The following is a 15,773-nucleotide window of genomic DNA, read 5'->3' on the forward strand; positions in this document are numbered from 1 at the left end:
CGCCGCTACCCGGGCACCTGCCGCGGCGGCCTGCCGCCGGGGCGCGCGGGCCGCGCCTGGCGCGTGCGTGCGGAAGGGGTGGTGCGTTTTTGCGACGCGGTACAGGGCGAGCAGGAGATCGACCTCGCCGCCGACGCCGGCGACTACGTGGTCAAGCGCGCCGACGGGCTCTTCGCCTATCAGCTCGCCGTGGTGGTGGACGACGCCGAGGCGGGCGTGACCCACGTCGTGCGCGGCGCCGACCTGCTCGATTCGACCGCGCGTCAGATCCACCTGCTCGGCCTCCTCGGCCAGCCGGTGCCCGCCTACGCCCACCTGCCGCTGGCCACCAACGCCGCGGGCGAGAAGCTCTCCAAGCAGACCCTGGCGCGCGCGATCGACGCGCATCCGCCGCAGGTCGCCCTGATGGCCGCGCTGCGCTTTCTCGGCCACAATCCACCCGACATGCTCGCCACCGCGCCGCTTGCCGAAACGTGGGCGTGGGCGCGGGCCCACTGGTCGCTCGCCGCCGTGCCGCGCCGCCGCCAGGCGGTGGCCGACGGCTTCTCCTGAGGAAACCCCATGCATCCGAACGACATCAGCACGCAACCCGAGGCCATCCGCGGCCTGCTGCAGCAGGCGCGCACGATCGCCGTGGTCGGCATCTCGGCCAAGCCGGATCGCCCCAGTCACGAGGTCGCGCACTACCTGCAGCGCGCCGGTTACACCATCGTCCCGGTCAACCCGGCCTACGGGGAGGTGCTTGGTCAGAAGTGCTATCCCAGCCTGCACGAGGTGCCGGGCAAGATCGACATCGTCGACGTGTTCCGCAAGCCGGCAGACGTGATGGCGGTGGTGGACGAGGCCATCGCCGTGGGCGCCGGCAGCGTGTGGCTGCAGCTCGGGGTGATCGCGCCCGCAGCCGCGGACAAGGCTGCCGCTGCCGGATTGAAAGTGGTGAGCGACCGCTGCACCAAGATCGAGCACCGCCGCCTGATCGGCTGAAGCCGCGCACTCCGCGCCCGGCATTCGTGCCGGCGTCGTCGCGAGCTCAGTGCGCGCCGCCGTAGCCGGCGATGCCGATCGCCAGGCGCACGAGCTGGTAGGCGAGCCAGCTCAGCCCGCGGCGCAGCAAGGGCAGGCGCCGCCAGTCCGAACGCCGGAGTTCACGCGCGCCGGCGCACAGCGCCGTCTCCAAGCTCGCGCGCAGTTCCGCCGCGAAACCGCGATCGTCCACGAAGACGTTGGCCTCGCGCGCAAGCAGCAGGCTGAAGGCGTCGATGTTGCTCGAACCGACGGTGGCCCACTGGTGGTCGATGACCGCCACCTTGGCGTGCAGATGGCTGCGGTGGTATTCGAACAGGCGGATGCCGGCGTCGAGGAAGATCGGATACAGCGCGCGCGTCGCATACACCTGCATCGGGTGATCGGACACGCCCTGCAGCAGCAGGGTCACCCGCACGCCGCGCCGCGCAGAGTCGATCAGCGCCTGGCGGAAGCGCCGCCCCGGGAAGAAGTACGCATTGGCGAGCACGATCTCCTCGCGCGCGCCGGCAATCGCATCGAGATAGGCCTCCTCGATCGCATGGCGGTGGCGCAGGTTGTCGCGCACGACGAAAGCGGCGCGGATCGAGCCCGCCGCGTCGGTCAGCGGCGGCGCCAGCAGCGGCTGGGCGGCGCGCCTGCGAAAGCTCGCCCAGGCCACCAGCCGCCACAGGCGCTGCGCCGAGGCCACCACCGGCGCGAGCACCGGCCCCTCGACGCGCACCGCGTAGTCGTAGCGCGGGTGCGGCAGCGCGCCCGCATCGAAGTCGTCCACCACGTTGATGCCACCGACGAAGGCCACGCGGCCGTCGATCGCCACCACCTTGCGGTGCAGCCGGCGCAGGCGATGGCGGCGCAGCGACAGGGTACGCAGCTCGCGGCGGTAGATCAGCACCTGCACGCCGGCCTCGCGCAGGCGCGGCATCAGCCGCGAGACGAAGCTGCGCCCGCCGAAGCCGTCCACCATCACCCGCACCGCGACCCCGCGGCCCGCCGCGCGTGCGAGTGCAGCGGCGATGCGCGCGCCGGTACCGTCGTCCTCGAAGATGTAGCTCTGCAGGAAGATCTCGCGCTCGGCACGGTCGATCTCGGCTTCCAGCGCCGGGAAGTACTGCTCGCCGTTCTCCAGCAACGCGACCGCGTTGCCCGCGAGGAACTGCATCAGCCCACCGGCTCCAGGTCGGCGGTCAGTGCCGCATGGTCGGAGATGCGCGCCCACGGCGCGCCGTAATGCACCTGCGCCTGGCGCACGCGGAAGCCGCGCACGTAGATGCGGTCGAGGCGGAAAAAGGGCAGCGTGCTCGGGTAGCTGCGCGCCGGTCGCCCGCGTCCGCTGCCGAAGGCCTCGGCAAGCCCGAGCCGGCGCCCGAGCAGGTCGTCGGCGCGGTTGCGCCAGTCGTTGAAGTCGCCGGCGATGATCAGCGGCGCGTTGCCCGGGGCGAGCTCTTCCATGCGCTCGGCGAGCGCCTCCATCTGGCGCCGCCGGCTGCCCGCCATCAGGCCCAGATGCACGCACACGCAATGCACCGGCACGTCGAACTCGGGCAGCTGCACCTCGCAGTGAAGCAGGCCGCGGCGCTCGAAGCGATGGTCAGAGACGTCCTGGTTGGCAGTGCTGAGGATGAGGTGGCGACTCAGGATCGCGTTGCCGTGGTGGCCATGGTCGTAGATCGCGTTGCCGCCATAGGCGATCTGCTGCCAGGCGTCCTCGGCGAGGAACTCGTGCTGCGGCAGCGCGGGCCAGTCGGGGTGGCGTGCCGGATGGCCCAGGTGCAGGCCCTGCACCTCCTGCAGAAAGACGAGGTCGGCATCCAGGCTGCGCAGGCGGTCGCGCAGCTCATGCACCACCATGCGGCGGTTGAACTGCGAGAAACCCTTGTGGATGTTGTAGGAGCAGATACGCAGGGGCATGAGCGGAGGCGACTCCGGCCGGGGTGAAGACCACGCGACATCATATGCGGGCGGGAAGCGGATGTTAAAGCCTCCGGCGCACGATCGACGGCACGGATTCGTCGGCCGCCCGCCCCGGCTCGCCACCGTTCGCCGAAGCTTTCACCGCCTTTCTCATCCGCCCACACCCGCGGCGCAGGCCCACGACGGCAGCGGCTGCAGCCGCTGCTGCAACGCATCCATGAAGACGCGCACCTTGGATACCCCCACCCTGCCCGGTGTGTAGCAGGCGTACAGGTCGCGGCCGGCGTCGAACGCGGGCTCCCAGCCGTCGAGCACGGTGCGCAGGCTGCCGGCCTGCAGCGCCGGCTCGCACAGGTAGGCGGGCAGGATGGCGATGCCGTGGCCGGCGAGGACCGTGTCGAGCGTGCAATCGAGGCTGTCGAAACGGACGCGGCTGCGCACCGCAACGCGGGCCGGCGCGCCAGCCGCGGCGACCAATCCCCAGGGGGCGGCGCCGATCGCGGGGTGGCCGATGCACGCATGCTGCGCCAGCTCGGCCGGCTCGCGCGGGCTGCCGTGGCGCTCGACATAGGCGCTCGCCGCGCAGAGCACCCAGCGCAGGCGCAGCAGGTGGCGCGCGACCGCATCCTCCGGCGGCCGCGCGGTCATGCGCAGCGCGAGGTCGATGCGGTCGTCCACCAGGTCGACCAGGCGGTCGGTGAGCACCAGCTCGATCTCCAGCCCGGGGTTCGCCGCCGTGACGACGGGCAGCAGGGGCGCGACGAAGTGACGCCCGAAGGCGAGCGTCGCGCTCACCCGCAGCGTGCCGCTCGGGCGCTCGCCGAGGTTGCGCACCGCGATCTCGCTGCTGTCCACGGCCTCCAGTGCGCGCGCCGCGTGGCGCAGGAACACCTCCCCGGCGGGGGTGAGGACGAGCCGCCGGGTGGAGCGCTCGAAGAGGGCGGCGCCGAGGCGGCGTTCGAGCTCGGCGACCTGCTTGCTGACCTGGGCGCGCGTGCAGCCGAGCGTGCGCGCCGCAGCCGCCATGCTGCCGCCCTCGACCACGCGGACGAAGCTCTCCCAGGCCGGTAACCAGCTCATGTCAATGATCCGTTGACGCAACGAACAAGATTATCGGCTTATCCGGAAGCAATAAGAAGACTATCCTCATCAACGTTTTCCATTGCGAATCTTCATGAAGGAGCCCCAGATGAGCGCACTGCGTCCCGAAGTCAGCATCCACACCCTGAACGAGGCCGGCGGCGAGTACCTGCCCGGCTACCTCGGCATCGAGATGCTGGCGCTCGACGAGCGCCGGCTGAACAGCCGGATGCCGGTAAAGAAGCTGCACGCGGCACCGAACGAGTTCCTCCACGCCGCAAGCGTCGTCGCGCTGGCCGACACCACCTGCGGCTACGCGACCATCGCCCACCTGCCCGCGGGCGCGGACTCCTTCACCACCATCGAGCTCAAGAGCAACCACCTGGGGACGGTGCGCGAGGGCGCGATCGCATGCAGCGCGACCGCCCAGCACCTCGGACGCACCACCCAGGTGTGGGACGCGACCGTCACCGACGAGGCCAGCGGACGGGTGATCGCGCTCTTCCGCTGCACGCAGATGGTCCTCTGGCCGCGCGGCTGAGACGACTTCGGCGCCCGGTGGACGCAACGGGGGCGCCCCCCTCGCGGGAGACGCCCCCGATTCTTGCGAGCGCGGATCGCGTGTTCAGGACACCGCGAGCATGCGGTCGAGCGCGATGCGCGCGAGCTCGGCCTCGTGCGCGGGCACCTTGATCTGATTCACCACCTTGCCCTCGGCGAGGTTCTCCAGCGTCCACGCCAGGTGTTGCGGGTCGATGCGCTGCATGGTCGAGCACATGCACACCGTGGGCGCCATGAACTGCACCACCTTGCCCTGCGGCTTCATCTCCTCGGCGAGGCGGCTCACCAGGTTGAGCTCGGTGCCCACCAGCCAGTGCGTGCCGGGCGGCGCCTGGGTGATGGTGTTGAGGATGAACTCGGTGGAGCCGACGTAATCGGACTTCTGGCACACCTCGAGCATGCTCTCGGGGTGGGAAATGACGAAGCCGTGCGGGTGCTTCTCGCGCCAGCGGTCGATGTGCACCGGCTGGAACATCTGGTGCACCGAACAGTGCCCCTTCCACAGCAGGATCTTCGCCTTGCGGATCTGCTCGGGGGTGAGGCCGCCGTACTCGAGGTCGGGGTCCCACACCACCATCTCGTCGAGCGGGATGCCCTTCTTGAAGCCGGTCCAGCGCCCGAGGTGCTGGTCGGGGAAGAACAGCACCTTCTCGCGCTTGGAGAAGGCCCAGTCGAGGATGACCGGCGCGTTGGTCGAGGTGCACACGATGCCGCCGTGCTCGCCGCAGAAGGCCTTGAGGTCGGCCGCCGAGTTGATGTAGGTGACCGGGGTGATGAGCTCGTCGGGCTTTCCGAGCACCTCGGCGAGCTCGCGCCAGCAGCGCTCGACCTTGGCCAGGCTCGCCATGTCGGCCATCGAGCAGCCGGCGGCGAGGTCGGGCAGGATGGCGATCTGGCTGGGCTTGGAAAGGATGTCGGCGACCTCGGCCATGAAGTGCACGCCGCAGAACACGATGTACTCGGCATCGGTCTGCGAGGCCAGGCGCGCGAGCTTGAGCGAGTCGCCGGTGAGGTCGGCGTGCTGGTACACGTCGGCGCGCTGGTAGTGGTGGCAGAGCAGCACCGCCCGCTCGCCGAGGCGTGCGCGGGCGGCGCGGATGCGCTCCTGCGCCTCGTTGTCGGCGAGCACGTTGAAGCGGTCGAAGCTGATGGTGGAGACTTGCATTGTTTCGGGTTCCGGATCCGTTGGGAGGGGGCAATCCCGGGGTTGCGGGCGTCGGACCCCGCATGCCGCCGCGGGTTCGACCGCGGCGGGCGGGGCCGGGTAAGGATTTGTTGCCGCTCAGCCCTGGTACCAGGGCAGGCCGGCGAGGCGCCAGCCGCCAATGCGGTTGCGCTGGTTGTTGGCGTCCTTGTCGCCTTCGAAGCCTTCGAGCACGTTGTAGCAGTTGGCGTAGCCGTTGGCGCCGGCGAGCCGCGCGGCGGAGTCCGAGCGCACGGCGGAACGGCACAGGAACAGCACCAGCGCCTCGGGGTCGACCTGGTGCTTCAACTGGGCGAGGAAGTTGGGGTTCTCCTGCATCGAGGGATAGCTCTTCCACTCGATCTCGATCGCGCCGGGCACGCGCCCCACCCAGTCGAGCTCGGCGCGCGTGCGCACATCGACCAGCTTGGCACCGGGGGCGAGCTGCATCACCTGCCAGGTTTCGGCGGGGGTGAGCGCGCCCTGGTAGGGCAGCCCGAGGCTTTCGGCGCGCTCGTGGGCGAGCGTCAACAGTTCCGACAGGGTTCCCATGCGAACATCCGTCTAAAATGAGGGCGGTCGAAGTATAGCGCGTCCGCCGCGCCCCCCTCATGCACTCCCGCCAAGCCTCCTCCCCGGTTGCGCGTCCCTCTGCGGGCGCGGACGACCTCGCCCGCAGCCGTGGCATCCAGCGTGCCACCCTGGTGGCCATCGTGACCAACACGGTGCTCACCATCGGCCAGGTCGTCATCGGCCTATTCGCCGGCGCGTTCAGCCTGGTGGCCGACGCCGCCCACACCCTCTCCGACCTCATCACCGACCTGCTGGTGCTGCTCGCCGGCCGCCACAGCGCCGATCCGGCCGACACCAACCATCCATACGGACACGGCCGCATCGAGACCGTCACCACGCTGGTGCTCGGCTCCGTCCTGGCGGCGGTGGGCGTCGGCTTCCTGTGGAGTTCGGGGATCCGCCTGCAGAACATCGGGGCCTTGCCGGTACTGCATCCGGCGGCCCTGGGAATGGCACTGCTGACCCTCGCCGCGAAGGAAGGCCTGTTCCGCTTCTCGCTCGCCGCCGCACGCCGCCTCAACGCGCCGATGCTCGAGGCCAACGCCTGGCATGCACGCTCGGACGCGGCGTCCTCGCTGGTCGTGGCCGCCGGCATCGGCGGCAGCCTTGCCGGCTACCCCTTCCTGGAGCCGCTCGCCGCGACGGTGGTCGGCTTCCTGATCCTGCACATGGGCATCCGCCTGGCGTTGAAGTCGGTGCGCGAACTGATCGACACCGGCCTGCCGGAGGAGGAGCTCGAGCGCCTGCGCACGACGATCCGCGAGACGCCGGGCGTGATCGGCCTGCACGAAATGCGTACCCGGCGGATGGCCGACCGCGTGCTGTGCGACGCCCACGTCCAGGTCGATCCACGGCTGACCGTCTCCGAGGGGCACCGCGTGTCCGACGCGGTGTACCTGCGCGTGCGCGCCGCCCACCCCGAGGTGCGCGACGTGCTGGTGCATATCGACCCCGAGGACGATGGCGAGCTGCAGGCGGTGCCGCCCGGCCCCCTGCCCGAGCGCGACGAAATCCTCGCGCACATGCGCAAGCTCCTCGGCCCCGGCTTCGCCGACCCTCGGCGGGTGCAGATCCACTACCTCGGCCAGCGCGTGGAAGTGGAAATCATCCTGCCCTCCCTCCCCGATGCGGACGCGCTCGATGCACTGCGATCGCACCGCCAGACTTGGCTCGCGGAACATCCGCACTACCGCAACATCCGCGTCTTCGTGGAGCTCGCACCATAGTAGTGCATTCAGGGAGCACATCCGCACCATTGAAGTGCATCCGCACCGGGCCGAGGCACCGATTTCGGGCTCGCAGCCTTGTGGCACAATGCCCTGCGCGCTGACATAGGGCTGGCACGCTAAGTGCTTAGCCCTGCTCACACGAATCCGGCGCATCGACCCCAGGCCGCTGCACCACCCGCTCAACGCAACAACGCCTCATCTCACCAGGAGTCAAAATGAACGCCCAAGACGTCATGAAGATGATCCAGGAAAACGAAGTGCGCTTCGTGGACCTGCGCTTCACGGATATTCGCGGCAAGGAGCATCACGTCGGCCTGCCGGTGTCGGCCTTCGAGGAAGAGCACTTCGAGCACGGCCACCCCTTCGACGGATCCTCGCTGGCCGGCTGGAAGGGCATCCAGGCCTCGGACATGATCCTCATGCCGGAGCCGTCAACCGCATACATCGACCCCTTCTTCGACGAGACCACGCTGGTCATCACCTGCGACGTCATCGAGCCCTCCGACGGCAAGGGCTACGACCGCGACCCGCGCTCGATCGCCAAGCGCGCCGAGGCCTACCTGAAGAGCACCGGCATCGGCGACACCGCCTTCTTCGGCCCCGAGCCCGAGTTCTTCATCTTCGACTCGGTCGAGTGGTCGGTCGACATGTCGGGCGTGTATAGCAAGATCATCTCGGAAGAGGCCGCCTGGTCGACCGCGGACAAGTTCGAAGGCGGCAACACCGGCCACCGTCCGCGCGTCAAGGGCGGCTACTTCCCGGTTCCGCCGGTCGACAGCCTCAACGACGTGCGCGCCGCCATGGTGCTCGCGCTCGAGGCCTGCGGCGTGCCGGTCGAGGTGCACCACCACGAAGTGGCCAACGCCGGCCAGTGCGAGATCGGCACCAAGTTCAGCACGCTGACCCAGCGCGCCGACTGGACCCAGGTGCTCAAGTACATCGTGCACAACGTCGCCCACCAGTACGGCAAGACCGCCACCTTCATGCCCAAGCCCATCGTCGGCGACAACGGCTCCGGCATGCACGTGCACCAGTCGATCTGGAAGGACGGCAAGAACCTGTTCGCGGGCAACGGCTACGCCGGCCTGTCCGAGACCGCGCTGTACTACATCGGCGGCATCATCAAGCACGCCCGCGCGCTCAACGCGATCACCAACCCGGGCACCAACTCGTACAAGCGCCTGGTGCCGCACTACGAGGCCCCGACCAAGCTCGCCTACTCGGCGCGCAACCGCTCGGCCTCGATCCGCATCCCCTACGTCGCCAACCCGAAGGGCCGCCGCATCGAGTCGCGCTTCCCGGATCCCCTGGCCAACCCGTACATGTGCTTCGCCGCGCTGATGATGGCGGGCCTGGACGGCATCCAGAACAAGATCCACCCGGGCGACCCGGCCGACAAGAACCTGTACGACCTGCCGCCGGAAGAGGACGCGCTGATCCCGACCGTGTGCACCAGCCTCGAGCAGGCGCTGGAGTACCTGGACAAGGATCGCGAGTTCCTGACCCGCGGCGGCGTGTTCTCGAACGACTTCATCGACGCCTACATCGCGCTCAAGATGGAAGAGGTCGATCGCATGCGCATCACCACCCACCCGGTGGAATTCGACATGTACTACAGCCTGTAAGCCGGGAAATCCTGCGCAGGACGGAAGGGACGGGCGTTGCCCGTCCCTTTTTTCTGGGGTCTAATCGGGCCTGACCCGCAAGGATGACGGCATTGCAGCCCGTTACTGCCGTCCCCGCGCCCCTCCGGACCTGCGCATGCGACCGTATCGAATCCTCCCGCTGCTCCTGCTCGCCGGCCTTGCCGCGCCGGCCCATGCCGAAATCTACAAGTGCACCGATGCCGACGGCAGGGTGACCTACACCAACGATCGCGCACTCGCGCGCGGTTGCGTGCGCCTGCAGTCCGACCAGCCGGTGTCCTCGGTGCCCGCCCCCGTGCGCCGTCCCGCCGCTCCGGCGGCACGCGAGACGCCCACGGGCGGCGACTTCCCGCGCGTGAGCCCCAACGAGCAGCGCGGCCGTGACGACGCCCGCCGCCAGGTGCTGCAGGAAGAACTGCGCACCGAGGAGCAGAAGCTGGCCGAGGCCGAGAAGGCGCTCGCCGAGCAGGAATCCATCCGTCTCGGCGACGAGCGCAACTACCAGAAGGTGCTCGACCGCGTGCGACCCTTCAAGGACCGCGTCGAATTGCACAAGCGCAATGTCGATGCACTGCGCCGGGAGATCTCCGGCCTGCGATGACCCGGACCTGGCGCGCTTCTTGCATGTCCTCGACCGAACAACAGGACGCGCCCATGCCATCGCACCCCACCCACGCCGCCAGCAGCCCCAGCAGCCCGTTCGCCGGACTCGACCTGCTGTCTTCGGCGGTCGTGCTCGTCGACGCCGGGCTGGTGATCCGCTACCTCAACGCGGGCGCGGAGAACCTGTTCGCGATCAGCCGGCGCAAGCTGCTCGGCCAACCGCTCGAACGCCTGCTCGGCAGCCCGCCCGGCCTGGCCGCGGCGCTCGACAACGCGCTGCGCACCAACTGGAGCTACACCGGCCAGGACATCAGCGTGCAGCGCGGCGACGCCGAGCCGCTGCGGCTCGACTGCACGGTGACGCCGGTCGACACCGCAAGCGTGCGCCTGCTGCTCGAATTCCGCCCGATCGACGCGCAGCTGCGCGTCGCGCGCGAGGAGCAGCTGCTGCACCAGCAGCAGGCCAACCGCGAGCTCATCCGCAACCTCGCGCACGAGATCAAGAACCCGCTCGGCGGCATCCGCGGCTCGGCCCAGCTGCTGCAGCACGAGCTCGACGACCCGCAGCTGCGCGAATTCACCGACGTCATCATCGCCGAGGCCGACCGCCTGCAGGACCTGATGAACCGCCTGCTGAGTTCGCATTGCATGATGCGCCCGGCCTCGATCAACCTCCACGACGTGCTCGAACGCGTGCGCCGCCTGATCCTCGCCGAGTTTCCTTCGATCGGCATCGTCCCCGACTACGACCTCAGCCTGCCCGAGCTCACCGCCGATCGCGAGCAGCTCATCCAGGCCGTGCTCAACATCGTGCGCAACGCCGCACAGGCGCTGGGCGGCCACGGCGAGATCCTGCTGCGCACCCGCATCGCGCGCCAGGTCACGCTCGCCAAGCGCCGTCACAAACTGGCACTCAAATTGCAAGTAATCGACGACGGCCCCGGCATCCCCGAGGAGATCCGCGATCGCATCTTCTATCCGCTGGTTTCGGGGCGGGAGGGCGGCAGTGGTCTGGGCCTGTCGCTCGCACAGAGCTTCATCGAGCAACACCAGGGCATGATCGAGGTGGATAGCCGTCCCGGGCGCACCTGCTTCACGATCCTGCTGCCGATTACCGAGCGTGCCTGAGCGCGCACCAGAATAGTGCATACGATATGAACACCGTCTGGATCATCGACGACGACCGCTCGATCCGCTGGGTGCTGGAAAAGGCGCTCGGCCGCGAGGGCATCGACCACGCCAGCTTCAGCTCCGCCGGCGACGCGCTCGCCGAGCTCGAGCGCGCACCGCAGCCGCCGGCCGCGCTGCTATCCGACATCCGCATGCCCGGCGAGTCCGGGCTGGACCTGCTGCAGAAGGTGAAGGAGCGCCACCCGCAGCTGCCGGTCATCATCATGACCGCCTACTCCGACCTCGACAGCGCAGTCGCGGCCTTCCAGGGCGGCGCCTTCGAGTATCTGCCCAAGCCCTTCGACGTCGACCAGGCGGTCGCGCTCGTCCGTCGTGCGCTGGAGCAGACCGCGCACCAGAACGGTGCGAGCGAAGAGGCCACCCTGGCCCCCGAGATCCTCGGCCAGGCCCCGGCGATGCAGGAGGTTTTCCGCGCCATCGGGCGGCTCGCCCACTCGCACGCCACCGTGCTGATCAACGGCGAGTCGGGCAGCGGCAAGGAACTGGTCGCGCGCGCCCTGCACCGCCACAGCCCGCGCCGCGACGCGCCCTTCATCGCCATCAACACCGCGGCCATCCCGCGCGACCTGCTCGAATCCGAACTCTTCGGCCACGAGCGCGGCGCCTTCACCGGCGCCGCCACCCAGCGCCGCGGCCGCTTCGAGCAGGCCGACGGCGGCACGCTGTTCCTCGACGAGATCGGCGACATGCCGGCCGAGCTGCAGACGCGGCTGCTGCGCGTGCTCTCCGACGGCCACTTCTACCGCGTCGGCGGCCAGCAACCGATCCGCGCCAACGTGCGCGTGATCGCCGCCACCCACCAGGACCTGGAGGAGCGCGTGCGCCAGGGCCTGTTCCGCGAGGACCTCTTCCACCGCCTAAACGTCATCCGCCTGCGCCTGCCGCCGCTGCGCGAGCGCCATGAGGACATCCCCTTGCTGGTGCGGCACTTCCTGCAGAAGAGCGCGCAGGAGCTCGGCGTCGAGCGCAAGCGCATCTCGGAGGCCACGCTCGAATACCTGCAGGCTCAGCCTTTCCCGGGCAACGTGCGCCAGCTCGAGAACCTGTGCCACTGGCTCACCGTGATGGCGCCGGCGCAGGTGGTGGAGGTCGCCGACCTGCCACCCGAGATGCGCGAGCAACCCGGCCGCGAGTCGCCATCGAACTGGATGGAGGGCCTGGGCAGCGAGGCCGACCGCCTGATCGCCTCGCGCCCCGGAGAGGTGTTCGACCGCCTCACGCGCGATTTCGAGCGCACCCTGATCCGTCGTGCGCTGGCCGCCACCGGCGGCCGCCGCATCGAGGCCGCGCAGCTGCTCGGCATCGGCCGCAACACCATCAGCCGCAAGATCCAGGAGCTGGGCATGGACGAGGAGCGCGCGCCGGAGACGGAGGAAAGCGGGCGCTGATCGCCCCGGTCGCCTCGATGCGGGGGCGCGTTGGCGCGGCCGGCGCACGGGGCGCAGCGCATCCATGCCGCGGGAAGCGCATCCCCCACGGTCTTGGCGGATAATGCGGTTTTCGATCCGCCGCTTCCGCACTTGTCCTCCATCCGTCCATCCACGCCTTCGGCGCGCGCCTGCGCGACCGAACTGGCCTCCCTCCTCGGCGCGCGTGCGCGCGACTTCGCCCTCGAATGGGTGGAGTGCTGCGACTCGACCAACGCCCGTCTCGTGGATGCGCCGCCCGCCGACGACGGTCGTGTGCATGTGCTCGTGGCCGACCGCCAGACCGCCGGGCGCGGGCGGCGCGGGCGGCAATGGCTGTCCTGGGAGGGCGCCAGCCTCACCTTCTCGCTGCTGTGGCGCTTCGCGCCGGGTACCCCGGCGCCGGCCGGACTCTCGCTCGCCGCCGGGCTGGCGCTCGCGCGCGCGCTCGAGCAGCTCGGCGTCGAGGGGGTGCAGCTGAAATGGCCCAACGACGTGCTGGTGCACGGAGAGAAGCTCGCCGGCATCCTGGTCGAACTCCTCCCCGTGCGCGGTCGCCCGCCCGCGGCGGTGATCGGCATCGGTCTCAACCTGCGCCTGCCGGCCGACGCCGCCATTCCCGACCAGGCCGGCGTCACCGACCTCGCCGCTGCGCTCGGCGGCGAACCGCCCTCGCGTCCGGTCCTGCTGGCGGCCATCCTCGGCGAGTTCCACCGCCTCTTCGACACCTACGCGGCCGCGGGCTTCCCCGCCCTGCGCGGCGCCTGGGAGCAGCGCAACGCCTTCGCCGAGTTACCGGTGGCGGTCCGCGGGGAGTCCGCCACGCTGCAGGGTACCTGCGCCGGGGTGGACGACGACGGCGCCCTGCTGCTGCGCACCGGGGACGGCGTGCAGCGGGTGCTCGCCGGCGACGTGTCGCTGCGTCCGCTGCTGGACGGCTCGCGATGATCCTGCTCGTGGATGCCGGCAACACCCGGGTGAAATGGCGCGTGATCGCAGCGGACGCCCCCGCGCGAGCCCTCGCCGAGGGGGCAGTCGGCCACGCCGAGATCGACATGCTCGCCGCCGCCTGCCGCGCCTGGCCGGGACTCGCGCGCGTGTTCGGCTGTAACGTCGCCGGCACCAGCGTCGCCGCGCGCATCGCCACGGCCTGCGCACCGCTGCGGGTCGATTGGCTGCTGCCCACCGCCGCGCGCGCCGGCGTGCGCAACCTGTACGAGAACCCCGAGCGTCTCGGCGCCGACCGCTGGGCGGCGCTGATCGGTGCCCGCCACAGCCATGCCGGCCCCTGCCTGGTCGTCACCGCCGGCACCGCGACCACGGTGGACCTGCTCTCCGCGGCGGGCGACTTCCTCGGCGGCCTGATCCTGCCCGGGGTCGAGCTGATGCAGCAGGCGCTCGCCCGCGGCACGGCTCAGCTGCCGCTCGCCGAGGGTCACTTCGCGTGGCAACCGCGACGCACGGTAGACGCGATCCGCTCCGGCTGCCTGCAAGCCCAGACCGGCGCAGTCGAGCGCATGTTCCGCCAGATCGCGGAGCACCCCGGCGCGCTCTGCCTGCTCGGCGGCGGCGCCGCCGACAGCTTCGCCGACCTGCTCGAGATTCCGCTGCGACGAACCGACAATCTGGTGCTGACCGGCCTGGGCACGGTCGCCACCCTGCCCGCCCCGCCCACCCACTGACAAGAATCGAAAGGGAGAAAACAACGATGGAAGCCACCCGCATCCTGCTCGACGCCGCCGACATCCCGACGCACTGGTACAACGTCGCCGCCGATCTGCCGACGCCGCTCGCGCCGCCGCTCGGCCCCGACGGCCATCCGGCCACGCCGGAGCAGATGGGGGTCATCTTCCCGCCGGCGATCCTCGAACAGGAGATGAGCACCGAGCGCTGGATCGCCATCCCGCAGGAGGTGCGCGAGATCTACCGCCTGTGGCGGCCGAGCCCGCTGTGTCGCGCGGTGCGCCTGGAGCAGGCGCTCGGCACCCCGGCGAAGATCTTCTTCAAGTACGAGGGCGTCTCGCCCGCCGGCTCGCACAAGCCCAACTCCGCGGTGCCGCAGGCCTTCTACAACAAGCAGGCCGGCATCACCCGCCTGACCACCGAGACCGGCGCCGGGCAGTGGGGCTCGTCGATCGCCTTCGCCGGGCAGATGTTCGGGCTGGAGGTGCGCATCTACATGGTCAAGGTCAGCTACGACCAGAAGCCCTACCGCCGCCTGATGATGCAGACCTGGGGCGGCGAGGTCTTCGCCAGCCCCTCGCCGCACACCGAGACCGGCCGCCGCCTGCTCGCCGAGAACCCGGACAACCCCGGCTCGCTCGGCATCGCCATCTCCGAGGCGGTGGAAGAGGCCGCCGGCCGCGCCGACACCAACTACACCCTGGGTTCGGTGCTCAACCACGTGGTGCTGCACCAGAGCATCATCGGCCTGGAGGCGAAGAAGCAGCTCGACAAGGTCGGCCTCTATCCCGACGTCGTCATCGGCCCCTGCGGCGGCGGCTCGAGCTTCGCCGGCATCGCCTTCCCCTTCCTCGCCGACAAGGCCGCGGGCGACAAGCGCGCCGCCACGCTGCGCTGCGTGGCGGTGGAGCCGACCTCCTGCCCGACCCTGACCAAGGGCCAGTACGCCTACGACTTCGGCGACGCCTCCGGCTTCACCCCGCTGATGAAGATGTATACGCTGGGCCACGATTTCATGCCGCCCGGAATCCATGCCGGCGGCCTGCGCTACCATGGCGACTCGCCGCTGGTGTCGAACCTGCTGCACGCCGGCCTCATCGAGGCCGCCGCGGTGCCGCAGCTGGCGACCTTCGAGGCGGGGGTGCAGTTCGCACGCGCCGAGGGCATCATCCCGGCGCCCGAGTCCTGCCACGCCATCCGTCAGGCCATCGACGAGGCGCTCGCCTGCAAGGCGACCGGCGAGGCGAAGACCATTCTGTTCAACCTGACCGGCCACGGCCACTTCGACATGAGCTCGTACGAGCGCTACTTCTCGGGCAAGCTCGAGGACTTCGACTACCCGGCCGAGGCGGTGGCAACTTCGCTCGCCCACCTGCCCAAGGTCGGCTGAACGAGCTGGCGGTCGCGCTCGGCCGGCAAGGCCGGCGGAGCGCCCCGCCTTCCCCGCCCCCCCTGCGACACCAAGGCATGACGACCCTGCGCTTCCTGCTCATCCTGCTGCTCATCCTCAACGCCCTCGCCTTCGCGGCGATCGGCGGCTGGCTGGGTGGCGAGCCGCCGGCGGGCGAGGCGGGGCGCATCGCCGCGCAGTTGCATCCCGAGCGTATCCGGCTGGCAAACGAGACCGGCGCCACCGGCCTCGCGCCCGTCGCCGCCGAACCGCCCCCGCCCGCCGCGGTCG

General features: G+C 70.1%; 16 protein-coding genes and 1 pseudogene. 12 read left to right on the forward strand and 5 right to left on the reverse strand.

What is annotated here, in order from left to right; all coding sequences use genetic code 11:
• A partial coding sequence (locus C665_RS13340; protein WP_004314430.1) for a glutamate--tRNA ligase family protein occupies positions 1–552 on the forward strand: 552 nt, incomplete at its 5' end.
• A gap of 9 nt (positions 553–561) precedes the next feature.
• Positions 562–984 carry a CoA-binding protein gene (locus tag C665_RS13345; RefSeq protein ID WP_004314432.1) on the forward strand — a complete coding sequence of 141 codons (423 nt, stop codon included), beginning with the start codon at positions 562–564 and terminating at the stop codon, positions 982–984.
• A 46-nt stretch (positions 985–1,030) separates the two neighbouring features.
• Here C665_RS13345 and clsB read toward each other — a convergent pair whose 3' ends face one another.
• The 3 genes from clsB to C665_RS13360 all read right to left on the reverse strand — a co-directional run bounded on the left by clsB (position 1,031) and on the right by C665_RS13360 (position 4,017).
• On the reverse strand, positions 1,031–2,185 hold the full coding sequence (gene clsB / locus C665_RS13350; RefSeq protein WP_004314433.1) for a cardiolipin synthase ClsB: 1,155 nt from the start codon (positions 2,183–2,185) through the stop codon (positions 1,031–1,033).
• Positions 2,185–2,934 (reverse strand): endonuclease/exonuclease/phosphatase family protein, encoded by a 750-nt coding sequence (locus C665_RS13355; RefSeq protein ID WP_004314434.1) that lies wholly within the window; start codon positions 2,932–2,934, stop codon positions 2,185–2,187. Before C665_RS13355 ends, clsB begins: the two co-directional genes overlap by 1 nt.
• A gap of 153 nt (positions 2,935–3,087) precedes the next feature.
• On the reverse strand, positions 3,088–4,017 hold the full coding sequence (locus tag C665_RS13360; protein WP_004314436.1) for a LysR family transcriptional regulator: 930 nt from the start codon (positions 4,015–4,017) through the stop codon (positions 3,088–3,090).
• A 109-nt stretch (positions 4,018–4,126) separates the two neighbouring features.
• On the opposite strand from C665_RS13360, the gene C665_RS13365 reads away from it, so the two are divergent.
• Entirely contained in the window at positions 4,127–4,558 is a 432-nt protein-coding gene (locus C665_RS13365; protein WP_004314437.1) for a PaaI family thioesterase, read from the forward strand.
• An 84-nt stretch (positions 4,559–4,642) separates the two neighbouring features.
• Here the strand turns inward: C665_RS13365 and nadA are convergent, their stop codons facing one another.
• Both nadA and C665_RS13375 read right to left on the reverse strand, forming a co-directional pair.
• Positions 4,643–5,743: a quinolinate synthase NadA gene (nadA, locus tag C665_RS13370; RefSeq protein WP_004314439.1), complete on the reverse strand. Its 1,101-nt coding sequence runs from the start codon at positions 5,741–5,743 to the stop codon at positions 4,643–4,645.
• 117 nt (positions 5,744–5,860) lie between these two features.
• Positions 5,861–6,313, reverse strand: a complete 453-nt coding sequence (locus C665_RS13375) for a rhodanese-like domain-containing protein (protein ID WP_004314441.1) — start codon at positions 6,311–6,313, stop codon at positions 5,861–5,863.
• Between the two features lie 59 nt (positions 6,314–6,372).
• Here C665_RS13375 and C665_RS13380 point away from each other — a divergent pair, with 59 nt between their 5' ends.
• The 9 genes and pseudogenes from C665_RS13380 to C665_RS13420 form a co-directional block, all read left to right on the forward strand.
• Positions 6,373–7,560: a cation diffusion facilitator family transporter gene (locus C665_RS13380; protein ID WP_004314443.1), complete on the forward strand. Its 1,188-nt coding sequence runs from the start codon at positions 6,373–6,375 to the stop codon at positions 7,558–7,560.
• A gap of 218 nt (positions 7,561–7,778) precedes the next feature.
• Positions 7,779–9,188 (forward strand): type I glutamate--ammonia ligase, encoded by a 1,410-nt coding sequence (gene glnA / locus C665_RS13385; protein WP_004314445.1) that lies wholly within the window; start codon positions 7,779–7,781, stop codon positions 9,186–9,188.
• A gap of 136 nt (positions 9,189–9,324) precedes the next feature.
• Positions 9,325–9,810: a DUF4124 domain-containing protein gene (locus C665_RS13390; protein WP_004314447.1), complete on the forward strand. Its 486-nt coding sequence runs from the start codon at positions 9,325–9,327 to the stop codon at positions 9,808–9,810.
• A gap of 53 nt (positions 9,811–9,863) precedes the next feature.
• Positions 9,864–10,940, forward strand: coding sequence for a nitrogen regulation protein NR(II) (gene glnL, locus C665_RS13395; protein WP_004314448.1), 1,077 nt, complete (start codon positions 9,864–9,866; stop codon positions 10,938–10,940).
• Between the two features lie 26 nt (positions 10,941–10,966).
• Complete coding sequence (ntrC, locus tag C665_RS13400; protein WP_004314449.1) at positions 10,967–12,391, forward strand: nitrogen regulation protein NR(I); 1,425 nt, start codon at positions 10,967–10,969, stop codon at positions 12,389–12,391.
• A 132-nt stretch (positions 12,392–12,523) separates the two neighbouring features.
• Complete coding sequence (locus tag C665_RS13405) at positions 12,524–13,357, forward strand: biotin--[acetyl-CoA-carboxylase] ligase (RefSeq protein WP_012586051.1); 834 nt, start codon at positions 12,524–12,526, stop codon at positions 13,355–13,357.
• Positions 13,354–14,091 carry a type III pantothenate kinase gene (locus C665_RS13410; RefSeq protein WP_004314451.1) on the forward strand — a complete coding sequence of 246 codons (738 nt, stop codon included), beginning with the start codon at positions 13,354–13,356 and terminating at the stop codon, positions 14,089–14,091. Before C665_RS13405 ends, C665_RS13410 begins: the two co-directional genes overlap by 4 nt.
• 26 nt (positions 14,092–14,117) lie before the next feature.
• On the forward strand, positions 14,118–15,482 hold the full coding sequence (locus tag C665_RS13415; protein ID WP_004314452.1) for a TrpB-like pyridoxal phosphate-dependent enzyme: 1,365 nt from the start codon (positions 14,118–14,120) through the stop codon (positions 15,480–15,482).
• Between the two features lie 77 nt (positions 15,483–15,559).
• Positions 15,560–15,773: pseudogene (locus C665_RS13420) on the forward strand (SPOR domain-containing protein); the annotation flags it as partial.

Source organism: Thauera aminoaromatica S2, assembly GCF_000310185.1.
Lineage (GTDB): Bacteria > Pseudomonadota > Gammaproteobacteria > Burkholderiales > Rhodocyclaceae > Thauera > Thauera aminoaromatica.

Coding starts and splice junctions, on each gene's coding strand:
- C665_RS13345 (WP_004314432.1), top strand. CDS start 562: ATGCATCCGAACGACATCAGCACGCAACCCGAGGCCATCCGCGGCCTG.
- clsB (WP_004314433.1), bottom strand. CDS start 2,185: ATGCAGTTCCTCGCGGGCAACGCGGTCGCGTTGCTGGAGAACGGCGAG.
- C665_RS13355 (WP_004314434.1), bottom strand. CDS start 2,934: ATGCCCCTGCGTATCTGCTCCTACAACATCCACAAGGGTTTCTCGCAG.
- C665_RS13360 (WP_004314436.1), bottom strand. CDS start 4,017: ATGAGCTGGTTACCGGCCTGGGAGAGCTTCGTCCGCGTGGTCGAGGGC.
- C665_RS13365 (WP_004314437.1), top strand. CDS start 4,127: ATGAGCGCACTGCGTCCCGAAGTCAGCATCCACACCCTGAACGAGGCC.
- nadA (WP_004314439.1), bottom strand. CDS start 5,743: ATGCAAGTCTCCACCATCAGCTTCGACCGCTTCAACGTGCTCGCCGAC.
- C665_RS13375 (WP_004314441.1), bottom strand. CDS start 6,313: ATGGGAACCCTGTCGGAACTGTTGACGCTCGCCCACGAGCGCGCCGAA.
- C665_RS13380 (WP_004314443.1), top strand. CDS start 6,373: ATGCACTCCCGCCAAGCCTCCTCCCCGGTTGCGCGTCCCTCTGCGGGC.
- glnA (WP_004314445.1), top strand. CDS start 7,779: ATGAACGCCCAAGACGTCATGAAGATGATCCAGGAAAACGAAGTGCGC.
- C665_RS13390 (WP_004314447.1), top strand. CDS start 9,325: ATGCGACCGTATCGAATCCTCCCGCTGCTCCTGCTCGCCGGCCTTGCC.
- glnL (WP_004314448.1), top strand. CDS start 9,864: ATGCCATCGCACCCCACCCACGCCGCCAGCAGCCCCAGCAGCCCGTTC.
- ntrC (WP_004314449.1), top strand. CDS start 10,967: ATGAACACCGTCTGGATCATCGACGACGACCGCTCGATCCGCTGGGTG.
- C665_RS13410 (WP_004314451.1), top strand. CDS start 13,354: ATGATCCTGCTCGTGGATGCCGGCAACACCCGGGTGAAATGGCGCGTG.
- C665_RS13415 (WP_004314452.1), top strand. CDS start 14,118: ATGGAAGCCACCCGCATCCTGCTCGACGCCGCCGACATCCCGACGCAC.